Consider the following 12,150-nt stretch of genomic DNA (forward strand, 5'->3'; position numbering starts at 1 on the left):
ATGGCTCCAAATGTGTCGAATACTGCCGTGAAAGACCCGGTTTTGAACCGCTTCCGAAAAGAAGTGAGCGATATGATCGCTGATGGGAATACATACGCTGTACTTGATGGAGCGCATTTTGACGACCTACAGGACGAACTCCTGAAAGTTAATATTTCGTCGCGCTCCTTGTTTCTGTCAGGAGGCGATAACCAGTGGCGACGCGATGGGCCTTGGTTGGTTGCGCTGAGTGATAGGCGCGTCAATGCGCATATTATGGATCTGACACTGGAAAAGCCATGTGCAGTATTTTGGTCGTGCCCTTCTGGCGAAACCGCGCTCTATAAGCATTTGAGAAGCATAAATCGGATTTTGGTCCCGGACGACCGTATTGAACAAAATTTGGCCACGCCGTTAACTCGTGTGATTTACGAGCGTGTACTTTTTCGCCATTGGGATCCTAACGTGATGGGAGCATTGCTCCCCTCTTTTACAGAGGCTCAATTTTCTCGTGTGCTCGGACCGGCCAAGGCGATTACAATGAACGCCACCAAATACGGTGGAATCAAACGTCTCAGCAATCCTGGTAGTTTTCCCCCCGCGCCCAAAGGTCCACTCAAAATAACGACCACCGAGATTGGCAAAACAAATGATTTGATGGGTGAAGCGACTGTAACTCGAATCTCGAATTATTTACGAAAAGTTGCTCCGTACCAAACAGCTAAAATGGATAATTTTGAGCTCTCAAAAGCAACACAACAATACATCAAAGACGGTAGGGAATATGGGGTGAAAAGTGAAGCAGCACTGGCTCGCTGGAGTTACATGCAGGTCGTAACCTCAGGAAAGTTGACCCAGAATCCCGATGTCTACAAGGTTATGACCGCTAAAGATCCAACCGTTTCGCCCGACCGTCGGGTCCAAATTCTCCTTCAAGCTAGTATTAAATATGCAGAGGAGAAACGTTAATGCCTCCCGCAATAGCAATAGGTTACGGTATTGCAGAAACTTCACCTATTTGGGGGCCAGCCCTAGTCAATGCTGCGACATGGATTGGTGGTGGCATTCTTCTGGCGGTGGGCTTAAGTGGCGATACACCCAATGCTGACTCTGAAGCCACAGCTCAGACGCAAAGTAATACTGCAACTTGCCAGACCGGAAACTGCGATCCCCCGCCTGAATGCTTAGACGCTATAGCAAAAATGAGGAAAAACCTCGAGCTTCTGAAAAAAGAGTTGAGGAAATATGACCCTATCGCTGATGCAAGGGGCGGTTTCCCGATGGCCGGAGGAAAGTTAACCTCTCCGGGCGGCCACTACAAAGAAATACGAGACCTCCAACGAGGACTTAAGAACGCAGGCGAAACGTACCAAAAGAACAAATGCTACGAAAAGGTTTCCAAAACCGATAAAGTAGCACGAGACCACGCCGATGAAATGGCAAACCAAACAATAGAAATTCCTCCCGGACAGAATTTTATACCACTTAGATGAGATGCAAATGACCCTGACCCCGAAAGACCAACACATCTTGCAGAATTGGGAAGAAATGTTCTTGTCGGGTAACCACTCGAACGACGAGTTCTGCCTAAATATTTTTCGCAATGAAATACTAGAGGATGAAACCCCCGTGTTATTCAGCTGCGTCTCGAATATAGCGGCTCTTAAATTTCTGGATTTGAATGGTGTAAACCTGCTTCAGCGATCAGTTAATGGAAGCACCTTATTGATGGAAAAGACACCTGAGTTTGAAGACGATGCATATCGCTGGCTCGTGGAAAAATTCAAAAACCACAAAGCGTTAGACCTTGCCGACGATGAGGGCATAACGCCGCTATCAACGATGATAAAGTTTGGCCAATTGGACAAAGCTCGTATTCTTCTTGAGAACGGTGCTTCGGTTGATTCTTATGCGGAGATTAGTCGCTACGGCGGCTCAAGACTTGATATTCCCACCCAAGCCGTAAACTGTGTCGTATTAGGGAAGTCTGACAATCAGGACACAGCGATATTAGCTTTAAAACTTCTGAGAGACTTCGGTTATACCGCAAATGCCGAGCAGAAGCAGGCTTTGTTAGAGCGAACAAAAACACAAAAGCCGAAAGTGCATGAGTGGATCAGTTTGAATTTATAGTCTCTAAAATCCAGAGACCCATCACTAAGCCCAATGAACCGACCTAAAGACTTTCGGCTTTGACCGATTTATCTAGCAGCCCTTTTGCAAATTTTTTTGGAGAGCAAAGTGGTGATCAGATCCCAAGTTCATGTCAACATAGCAGATGATGCGGATATCGACTTCATTGCCAGAGGTTTTTCGACAATCAAGCCTCTTGCCTCCTCAGCAGAGGGAGCTTCTGCGTTATCTCCAGAGTTGCTTTACTCTATAATAAAGTCGCAATCTAATCCGATATACCAGCTCTGGCAGTTTGCGGTTGCAACGATAGATTTCCGAAGAGTCGGATTTATCCAAACCATGGATTTCGAATTGATCCGCCAGCCGTTAATGTATCAGGCCTCCCTCGGCTTTTACAGCCTAGCGCCCGGCCTACCTAGATTCTCCGGGCATTTGCGGCTCATAAACGCAATATATGTTGATCAAAGCCAGAGAAATAACGGAGTAGGTAAAGCCTTGGTTCAGTCGCAGCAGGCGCGTTTTAGAGAAACAATGGGCTTATTATATTCTGAATACAATAACGATTACATTGGGTTTTACCGTTCGCTGGGGTTTGTAGAAGAAGTACCTGGATTATCCAATACGTTGCAAGAAAAAGACGTGTATTTGCTTGTCAAAAAATTTCAAGCATAGCCTCTAAAACGTTGGGAGTTGAATTCGGTTTGAAACGGCAGTTTAGATTACAATAAGCCAAGGTGTTTCCAGTCTTTAGGCTGAAATATCTCCCTGTAGAAAATTTTACGACTTGTAATTGAAGGTAATCACATGGGACAACCTGTTGCCCTCAAAGGCCATATGCACATCTGCCCAATGGTCGAACCTGGCCCAAAACCACATATTGGTGGACCTATCATATCTACGCAACAAAAGTTCGTCACGGTCGAAGGAGTGCCCATAGCGACCGTGGGAGATAGCCTGCTCTGCACGGGTGTGCCAACAACCTCGGATAAAATTACGACTGGTTCATCAGTCGCCTCCATAGCGGGAAAAAAAATCGCTCGGTTTGGTGATGGCTGCGCGCACGGAGGTAAACTTGTTCAAGGTTTGCCGTGGATTACTTTCGACTAGCGAGGGTGATTTTCACTACCGCGACAGTGTTTTGAGTTGTCAATGCGTGCGTAGCATCAGGGTATACCCTGACGTGATAAGCAATGAGTTACGGCCATCAATGTAACATCCGGGTTGACAGGGGCTATTTGTGACAGGGTAGCGTCAAGCCTAAAGCTTGAGGTTACATATGGCTCGCATCGGGTATGCACGCGTCAGCACTATTGATCAGGATTTGCAGGGTCAGCTTGATCGCCTTCAAAGCGAGGGTTGCGAAATCATCCGCTCAGAAAAAGTGTCCGGCGGCACCCGAAAAGGCCGAACAGAACTTGCGACCGTCATCGAATTTTTACGCGAAGGCGACGAACTTTTGGTAACGCGACTTGATCGCCTCGGGCGAGACACTCGCGATGTGCTAAATATTGTCCACGAGTGCCAACAGCGAGGTGCGTACGTGACGATCATAGATCCTCATGTCTCGACACGCGGGGAAATGGGGCATGTCATCGTGACGGTTTTGGGCATGGTCGCCCAAATGGAGCGTCGCTTCTTAAAGGAGCGCCAACGAGAGGGTATAGAACGAGCGAAATCGGCTGGGCGCTATACTGGAGGTAGAGCCCGAATTGACCACGCTAAAATTCGACAAATGGCGGCAGTTGGCGTGGGCGTAACGGCGATCGCCAAAGATGTCGGTTGCTCGAGAATGCAGGTTTACAGAGTGCTTGCCGCGGAGGATATTTCGACTCTGAACGTACAGAGGTAGAGGTAAGGACGTTGCCTCATTGAAGTAATCGATTTTGGATCAAGATCTGAACGCCATTTCTCCTCGTCGAAGCCGTTTGCATAGGCCTCGTTTTGCTTTCGTTCATAATCGAAGGTGTAGGGTCGTAAAACAAAATCGGGAGTTTGGTTATGGCGATCAGAACAAATTTGTTTCGCATGGCAATTGTTGTTCCTGCAGTGTTGTATCAGCCTTTAGTTGGGTTCGCGCAGGAATTTGGGTTTAGTCGTGAGCCTGACAGGGAGCGATCATCAGGATATGATCGAGGATGTAGTCCAAGACAGGCGCTAAGGGTGGCACGTCGTATCGGCGTGAAGGATGCCGAAATATCATCGATTGACGGCCGTAGGGTCGTAATTGATGGGTATGGCTGGGAGAACGAGTATGTTCAGCTCGTTCTTGGAAACCGGACAGGTTGTCCGCGGATACGGTAGGATTGATATTGCTTAGGGTGAAGCAAAGCGCCCAATTTAGGCGCTTCGCTATGCCCATTAAGCTGTGTCCTGAGCTTGGACAATCACATATGTTGGTTTCGTCTCAAGGCCTTCAATGCCTACGATAGCTGGGCTGTTTGTAAGCACTTCCCTAACCCTAAACCGTCCATTTCCAATTTTATTGGCCAAATCAACTAATTCGTCTAATTCTAATCCCAGAGGATCCATTTCAGTTACAGCATCTGCTGTGTGAAATTGGGTATGCTCCAGAATGCACAAACCTTCAGGGCGAAGGCACGAGAACCAAGCAGAGAATAACTTGTTCGGATCGTAGCTGTGATCCCAGGAGTTGGAATAGATGAAGTCAACTTTTTGAAGCCATTCCGGTTTGACTTCGTGAAAGTCCCACTGGATAGTCAAAGGAAAGTCGGCCGCAGTCGGCGAAATTTCAGTCCCAAGCACGTCACATCCAAGCGTCTCTGCAAATACTTTTTGCTCCAGACCGCGCCGAGTCCCGTGGCAGAGGCCGAACTGCGGCTCGCCTAGAATACTTTTGATGTAAGACGCAATGTACCGAATTGTGTCTTCATTGACCCATTGAAGGTGTGTATTTTCAGTATTGCCCTTGATTTGAACCGCTTTGTAGCGTTCGTAATCGAATCTACCAAGCAAGCCCTTCTTATACCTATGAAGTTTCATGCCGCATGCCTCTCAAAATTAGCGCGAGTTGTCGGTATCAAACAACCATCAACTATCATTGCTTTTACCAAGCGGGTTTTCTTTGCCAATATAATTTTTTTGCAGGACCCAATTTCTAACAGTTACATCACTTTGGTAAAGGTCTTTATGAAACCGTCTGCCCTCAGATTCGTGGTATTCGATCAAATCCCTAACCTCGGCGTCACCAAAATAAGGTGCCGTTGAAGAGTGTGAAAAAGGGTGCCGTTGAAAACTGATCATTTTCCGTGCAGTCCAACTAACAGGTTCCGTGATCGTACGAAAAGCTTGATCTATTAGGCCTCGTTTTTTCAGGTGTTTAGCTCTAATTCTGGTAAAAGATGACGAAATGCCGTTCGCGAAAGCGCGTGTTTTGATGTAATCTAACGTCATCCTAGCTTCAGGCACCAAGTGCTGCACTGAAGCTCCAGGGTGAAAAATTGTCGAATAACCATTGTTTTGCACAAACGCCGCGATATGGGTTTCGCCGTCACCGCGGAACCTTATAAGCGACGGAGGAAAACCATCTGGGTGAAAGCCACCAGCTGCTTCCAAAACTGAACGTCTTACTGCAAAGTTGCAGCCCCACACATAGTATGGATCATGCTCAATAGGCTCGACGGAAGGCAATGAGATAATGCTTAATTCCGGAACACTGTGACGGCCATTTTCATCAGCTGCCCAAAGTTTCAGCAACCATTCCGGTGGTGAACATTCAAAAAGTGGATGATTGTTTCCGCCAGCGAGACCCACACTTTTTACTTGAAAAGTCTCAATGTATGATTCCACGATAGTTGCACTAATAAAAACATCATCGTCTAGAAAAACCAAAAGCTCACCAGACGCCGCTTTCCAACCTGCATGCCTACCTGCCAAGAGGCCAGGAGCATTTTCGAGAATATACCGAACTTTCGGTACTAGCCCCGTATACTTTTCGACAACCTGTTTTGTATCGTCAGTCGATCCGTTGTCTACGACCAAAAATTCAATTCTATCGTCCCCTTTTAAAACTGATAACGTATGTTTCAAGGTCTTTTCTAGAATTTTTGATCTGTTCCTTGTCGGAATGATAAATGAGATCTTCATTAAGTGCTCCGATCACAGCCTGATTGACAGGTACTTCTCTCCAGAAAATCTAATAACTTGCCGACTCAAGGAAAAATTGAAAAATGCCTCGCTACAGCCACTAATAATATGATCGTGTAATTCGACAAATATGAAAGGGATAGCAGATAGCGCAGTGGAGCCACTTTCGAAAAGTTCTTTCTCTCCACCCTCTATATCCAGCTTCAGAAACCCGACTTTCTGGTCAAGGCCGCTAAGAAGTTTGTCAATCGATATGCTTGGGACGCTCTCAATCTCTTTCGCTTGACTATGGTCTTCGGGTTCGGCGACAATCGTGAAACCCCATTGTCCTGTTTTGCGATTTCTGAGCGATACGTGATTTTTCGTCCTCCCCGTCAGAGCAGCGCGCCGGACTTCAATATTTTCAAAAGAGGAAACATTTTTGAGAAGGATATCCAAGTTTTCGGACGCAGGCTCGATGGTGATGATCCTAGAACGTGGTAATTTCCTAGACAGAGCTATCGCAGCGGTACCTATGTACCCCCCTGCGTCTATGGTGATCATGTCATACTTGTCGTCTAAGTAATCTGATAAAAAGTTATATTCATTGTGCAGACACTCTATTGCGACCTGCAAATCGGGTGAACGAGCTCGAAGCGTGAGTTTAACATCATCAACACTCGCGCTGTAATAGCGATTTTTAGGTAGTACAGCTTGTAATATCGCGGCCCGCCACCCCACGTGACTAGCCACATGTTTCATAGTACTGAGCGATCGACGCAGTTTCCGAGGTAAAATCCTGACCATTCAGCCTAATTCCGCTTCGTTGGAGTGGAGTTTGGACTTGCATATTCTCACTTAGAAAGCAATCGCCGAAAGGCGCTTGAAATCTGCAAAGAAACGCAAAAAGGCTGACACGCTTCCATCAGTATAAGAGTATGGGCAGTCCGTTGATGAACGATCAGGCGTTGTTTCTACATCGCTAAGCTCGGCGGGGCAGCCTTGAAGCCAAGCGAGCAAGCAACAATTTTAGACTCTTCTCTGCCAGATTTCTTTCGCTGGAAAAATACTCCAGACGAGCTTGGCCAAGTTGCTTCCACGGGTCTTCGTTGACTTCGCATTTAAGCCGTTCGATGCAGTTCACAAGTGATTGCACGTCATCGGGATCGAAAAGGAGCGCGGCGTCGCCCACGAAGTCAGCAAATTGCTGAGGATAAAGCACCGGTTTCCCAAGCGCCCATGCCTCCATTGGAGGAAGATTGGACGGGCCGAAATAACTTGGCATCACCAGCGCTTTTGCACCCTGATAAAGAAGGCTCATATCTTCAGTTGGAACAAAGCCAAGGAAATGCGTGGTGTGCGAAACCCCAAGCCGCTCCGCAATTCGCTTTACCTCGCCCGCGTAACCCTGATCACCACCAGCCAGCACGACGGTCGGTGCCACGCCATCACGTTCTGCCAGAAGCGCGCATGCTTCCAACAGCCGGATATGATTTTTGTGTGCCCAGAACTGGGCAGGATAAAACAGGTAGCCAGCGGAAAGACGATATCGCTCCAAAATTTGCGCGACTTCATCTGATCCAGACTTGTCGTTTTGCAGGAACGGCGCTGGAGAAAAGGGCATCTCGATGAAACGATTACTCTCGACGCCGTAGCGCCGTGACGCCAATTCGGTGGTGTGGTGACCATCAGTCAATGTAACGACTGCTTTGACGATCGCGCGTGAATAGAGTGCCTCACGCTTCTCAAACTCACGCTTCTCCGTTACCTCGGGAAACTCAGGGTGTTCAAGATGACACAAATCCCAGATGGTGAAGATGTAGGGTGTCGTCTGGAGATCAAGTGCGTATCCACTCGGTGCAGTGAAATAGACGAGATCAATTCCCTGCCGCCTGATCTCAGCTTCGAATTCCGTAACCTCTTCGCTTCGCTTACGGGCGGATTTCAGGGATTGTGCGATCTTCTTGAGAAGCTTGCGCTTCTGCTTGACGAAGAGCTTTACTTCCAGACCGTATGCAGCAAGTGTCGGGATATTACTCTCTATAGTTGTATATATTTCAACCGCAAAGCTGTCCTGTCCGATCTGCAACATCTGCATTGCAGCATTGATCGACTGGTTGAATCCGCCGCCGACAGATATCTTTTTTTCCAGAATAACCGCCAGTTTGAGCTGAGGCTTAGCCGCTGCATTCTCCGTCACAATGGTCAAGGCTCTGTCTTCTCAAGGAGATAGTAAACACCCCATGTGTTTTCCGAAGGCGGATTGCGTGTCAGCCATTCCCCGGTGTCTTTCAGCGTTAGACCTGCGTTTTGGATGTGTGCCTCAATCTCGCCGGGAAAGAAATAGCGCATGGGATGCCGTTCTTCGAAGCTTGAGATGGTACCTGTCTTCTTGTCTTCGATGAAGAAGGTGAAGTTGACAATGACGACATGCGCTCCGTGGCCATGTTGGGGTTCGGCAACTCGGAGAATCTTGAAATTGCTGTTCTCGGCCCGGCGGACCCGCGTTTCTGGGCGGACGTGGTCTACCGCTGGCCCATGCCAGAGATCGAAAAGAGCGACAGATCCCTTCGTCATATGCTTGCTCATTGTCGCAAAAGCCGATGCGACATCGGCATCGCTGATTTGATAGCTCATGACGTGAAATAGTGAAACGACCGCATTGAACGATTGTCCGGCATCGAAAGTACGGAAATCACCCTGCTTAAAACGTGTTTTCCCCGCCAGCATACCGGTTTGGGGAATTCTGGCCTGTGCCTGGCCGAGCATGTGCTCACTCAGCTCCACTCCGAGAGTTTCGAAACCGAGTTCGGCCAGGGCCAGATCATGTTGACCAGTGCCGCATCCGAAATTGATCAAAGTGCGTGCTTCCGGAGCGATTTCACGCAATAACCGATTGATAAACCTGGCTTCTTCTCCGTAGTCTTTTGTCGCGTTGAGCGTATCGTAAATCTCGGCGTAATTCGCGAATACGCTCATAAAACGATATCTCTCACTGCGCCGGAAACCTCATCGATATTCGCATCAGAAAGGCCAAGCCCACTTGGAAGATAGAAGCCGTTTGTGCCAATATACTCCGACACGGGATGACTTTCGCCAAGAAACAGTCCCATTTTTTCAAACACAGGCTGGCGATGCATCGGCCAAAAAAACGGACGCGTTCCAATCTTGCGGCTGGAAAGTGCCGCGACAATATCGGCCCTGCTCTTTTTTGCCGATGGACGGATCACCAGTCCGAAGACCCAGTAAATATTTTCGGCATAGTTGGTGGAGCGGGGAGCCCGTTCAAAGCACTCAAGGTCACCGAGCCGCTGTTCATACGCAGCGCCGATTGATCTCTTGCGAGACACAACGTCATCTAACTGTTCGAGCTGAGCCAACCCAACGGCTGCTTGCAGGTTGGACATGCGATAATTCCACCCCAGTTCATAGTGAACGAACCGCTCGGTTTCGATGAAGCAGAGATTTCGAAGCGAGCGCGAACGCTCAAGCAATTCGGGGTCGTCCGCGAGAACCATACCCCCTTCGCCCGTTGTGACGTGTTTGTTGGGATAGAAGCTGAATATGCTGATGTCCCCGAAGCTACCGCATGGCCGACCCTTATAAGTCTGTCCATGCATTTCGGCGGCGTCTTCAATGATCTTCAGCCCATGTCGTTTGGCAAGCTCGAGGATAGGATCCATATCCACCGGCAGACCATAAATATGGACAACCATGATTGCCTTCGTTTTTGGCGTAATCCGTCGCTCGACAGCCTCTGCTGTCATGTTCCAGGTGATCGGATCACAATCAACGACGACAGGAGTTGCACCAGCACGAACGACAGCCGAAGCGCATGAAATAATGGTAAATGTTGGAATGATGACTTCGTCGCCTTCACCAAGGCGGAGGGCCTTGACCGCAATGTCCAGCGCACATGTGCCGTTAGCAACGGCCACACCGTCCGCGCGTGACACCCTCTCTGCAAATGCTTTCTCAAATCTGCGGACGAACGGTCCTTCTGAGGAAACCCAGCCGCTTTCGATGCATTCGGCAAGATATTCGGCTTCCCGGCCCTTGAACGACGGTGTGTTAACTGGAATCATTGCGGCTTCACTTGTTGGTCTGATCGATGGAAAAATGATCGGGCGAAAGAGGAACGATCTGATCTTCGGAAGCGCCCTCAAATATGGTCTTGTCTTCGGCCCTGGCATAAGGACCCTGCTTGACCTCCAGCATTTCTACGGGCTCCAGCATCTTAAAGGCGTGTCCTCCCGACGTAAGCATGAGCACATCGCCTGCACCGAGCTCCTCCGAGCCAATATATTCTTTTTCAGATGTGTAGAAATCCGCACGCATGCGACCGCTTTTTATGACGAGCACTTCCTGAGTAAAACGAACCGCTCGTTCATTTAAGTTGTGGTAATGAGGGCGGATGTATTCGTCCTGAGGACGGTTCATATATGCTAGCTGCTGGGAATAACTGTCATCCGTAACGAACGTCACACCTGGCGATGTAAACTTGCTCGATATGATGATGGCAATTTCTGCCCCGTTAAAACTTATCCGCTTTATCATTTTTATTCCAAGCTTAGATGGGCCACCGAAACCATATACCTCCACATCAGCGGCGTATCTAGCATCTATCGCCGAGATCCATAAGATTTCGCGCGTCTAAATTTCAAGACTCTGATTAACAAATAATCAAGGTCCGCGTTGTGGTCGCTTGTTGATCATTAGATGTAAAGCTCATACGTTCAGTGAACGTAGGACGGGGTTGGTGGCAAGCACGTTTTGGAAATACTCGGCAGCTCGCAAAGTACCTTCCTGAAAGCTAGACGTGTTCGTTGCCACGCGTATGATTGCATCAGCAAATTCCTCGTCCGTAGTAGCGGGCAAGCCGTTGCCATGGGAGAGAAAAGATAGCATCGACATCCCCTGCGTATAGATGACAGGTTTATAAGCTAGGACAGCATCTTGAATGACGCCTGATCCTTGAAGGCCGTATACGGATTTATCGTAAGGCAAAAGGATGGCGTCGACCGAACGAAACAACTGATCGAATTCAGGAGGCGAAATACGGCTATCTTGCCGTGATACAATGACGTCAGCGTCACTTGTTTCGAATTTTTGCAAGCCTTCATAAATGCCACCCTTATCAAAATTCGATGCCGAACCCTGAATAACAAAATCCAGCAGGGGGATATGCGTCGTTTCCGCTCGTGCCGCGAGAGCTGTGACAATCCCTGCGATCCGCGCGCTTCCCTTTTCAGAACGGGGTTCTCCAAAAAAACCAATTCGAAATCTGCTGCTGCGTTCAACGTTATGATTTTGCGGCAGTTCAGGCTGCACGCTGCAGGGAAAATAAACCCCGGATTCGACAGGCATTTTAAACTCTCTGCGAAAATAAGCAGCTAGCTCTTCAGTCTCAGTAAAGAGGAAAACATTCTTAGGAAAATCTGCGAGGATTGAGTTCAGCCAGCGGGAGCGAATTTTATCGTTTCGATCTCCCAATTCCGAACTAAGAAAGCGGAGATAAACTTTTGGCGCTCTGTTTTCTAATATTGACGTCAACTCGACCGACGACTCGAGCGTATACAGATCTGCTGTAGGCACGATTAAAATATCATGCGGCCCCAGTTTCTGAGCCTGGCATATTTCAGCCAACTTGCCGCCAAAAGCTGACTGAGGCAATTTGAGTATGCGCCTCTTTTTCGCGGCACTGAATGCCGCCCCCAGTCTTTCAAATGCATTGCCAAAGTGCAAACGGGATCTTAACTTGGCAAGCTCAACAGACTTCGAAGAAAGATTTCCCGATGCTACTCCCAAAAAGCCATCATAGTCTTCTCCAGCGACGAAACTCATTTGATAATCAGGCAGACACCTGCGCAACGCGGCGATCTGGGTATGATGGTGCCCGCGATTGGAGACAAGTTTTCGCTCGACGACAAGAAGTTTCTGACACATCGCCTTAAA

The 12,150-nt window shown here is 48.3% G+C and carries 14 protein-coding genes; 6 read left to right on the top strand and 8 right to left on the bottom strand.

The genetic code is table 11. The annotated features are described in order from the left end of the window. The 6 genes from DSM25558_RS13460 to DSM25558_RS13485 all read left to right on the top strand — a co-directional run bounded on the left by DSM25558_RS13460 (position 1) and on the right by DSM25558_RS13485 (position 3,961). Entirely contained in the window at positions 1-948 is a 948-nt protein-coding gene (locus DSM25558_RS13460) for a DUF4123 domain-containing protein (RefSeq protein WP_143240105.1), read from the top strand. After that, positions 948-1,472: a PIN domain-containing protein gene (locus DSM25558_RS13465; RefSeq protein ID WP_077105279.1), complete on the top strand. Its 525-nt coding sequence runs from the start codon at positions 948-950 to the stop codon at positions 1,470-1,472. Before DSM25558_RS13460 ends, DSM25558_RS13465 begins: the two co-directional genes overlap by 1 nt. 7 nt (positions 1,473-1,479) lie before the next feature. After that, the gene (locus DSM25558_RS13470; protein ID WP_077105280.1) at positions 1,480-2,112 is read left to right on the top strand and encodes an ankyrin repeat domain-containing protein; all 633 of its coding nucleotides are present in this window, start codon (positions 1,480-1,482) and stop codon (positions 2,110-2,112) included. Between the two features lie 108 nt (positions 2,113-2,220). Continuing rightward, positions 2,221-2,784, top strand: a complete 564-nt coding sequence (locus DSM25558_RS13475; RefSeq protein ID WP_077105281.1) for a GNAT family N-acetyltransferase — start codon at positions 2,221-2,223, stop codon at positions 2,782-2,784. Positions 2,785-2,916: 132 nt separating this feature from the next. Continuing rightward, on the top strand, positions 2,917-3,219 hold the full coding sequence (locus DSM25558_RS13480) for a PAAR domain-containing protein (protein WP_077105282.1): 303 nt from the start codon (positions 2,917-2,919) through the stop codon (positions 3,217-3,219). A 169-nt stretch (positions 3,220-3,388) separates the two neighbouring features. Next, complete coding sequence (locus DSM25558_RS13485; protein WP_077105283.1) at positions 3,389-3,961, top strand: recombinase family protein; 573 nt, start codon at positions 3,389-3,391, stop codon at positions 3,959-3,961. 509 nt (positions 3,962-4,470) lie between these two features. Here DSM25558_RS13485 and DSM25558_RS13490 read toward each other — a convergent pair. The 8 genes from DSM25558_RS13490 to DSM25558_RS13525 form a co-directional block, all read right to left on the bottom strand. Next, positions 4,471-5,112, bottom strand: a complete 642-nt coding sequence (locus tag DSM25558_RS13490; RefSeq protein WP_077105284.1) for a methyltransferase domain-containing protein — start codon at positions 5,110-5,112, stop codon at positions 4,471-4,473. Between the two features lie 48 nt (positions 5,113-5,160). Continuing rightward, positions 5,161-6,216 (bottom strand): glycosyltransferase family 2 protein, encoded by a 1,056-nt coding sequence (locus DSM25558_RS13495; RefSeq protein WP_077105285.1) that lies wholly within the window; start codon positions 6,214-6,216, stop codon positions 5,161-5,163. 12 nt (positions 6,217-6,228) lie between these two features. Then, complete coding sequence (locus DSM25558_RS13500) at positions 6,229-7,002, bottom strand: FkbM family methyltransferase (RefSeq protein ID WP_083716449.1); 774 nt, start codon at positions 7,000-7,002, stop codon at positions 6,229-6,231. Between the two features lie 175 nt (positions 7,003-7,177). After that, entirely contained in the window at positions 7,178-8,395 is a 1,218-nt protein-coding gene (locus tag DSM25558_RS13505) for a glycosyltransferase family 4 protein (protein ID WP_244554193.1), read from the bottom strand. 5 nt (positions 8,396-8,400) lie between these two features. Continuing rightward, positions 8,401-9,174 (bottom strand): class I SAM-dependent DNA methyltransferase, encoded by a 774-nt coding sequence (locus DSM25558_RS13510; RefSeq protein ID WP_077105288.1) that lies wholly within the window; start codon positions 9,172-9,174, stop codon positions 8,401-8,403. Next, positions 9,171-10,361 carry a DegT/DnrJ/EryC1/StrS family aminotransferase gene (locus DSM25558_RS13515; RefSeq protein WP_244554191.1) on the bottom strand — a complete coding sequence of 397 codons (1,191 nt, stop codon included), beginning with the start codon at positions 10,359-10,361 and terminating at the stop codon, positions 9,171-9,173. The genes DSM25558_RS13510 and DSM25558_RS13515 overlap by 4 nt, the downstream gene beginning before the upstream one ends. Then, positions 10,288-10,752, bottom strand: coding sequence for a cupin domain-containing protein (locus tag DSM25558_RS13520; RefSeq protein ID WP_077105290.1), 465 nt, complete (start codon positions 10,750-10,752; stop codon positions 10,288-10,290). The genes DSM25558_RS13515 and DSM25558_RS13520 overlap by 74 nt, the downstream gene beginning before the upstream one ends. Positions 10,753-10,923: 171 nt before the next feature. Next, positions 10,924-12,141 (bottom strand): glycosyltransferase family protein, encoded by a 1,218-nt coding sequence (locus DSM25558_RS13525; protein WP_077105291.1) that lies wholly within the window; start codon positions 12,139-12,141, stop codon positions 10,924-10,926. Between the last annotated feature and the right edge of the window lie 9 nt (positions 12,142-12,150).

Origin of the sequence: Agrobacterium sp. DSM 25558, from assembly GCF_900100825.1 — a bacterium.
Classification (GTDB): Bacteria; Pseudomonadota; Alphaproteobacteria; order Rhizobiales; family Rhizobiaceae; genus Agrobacterium.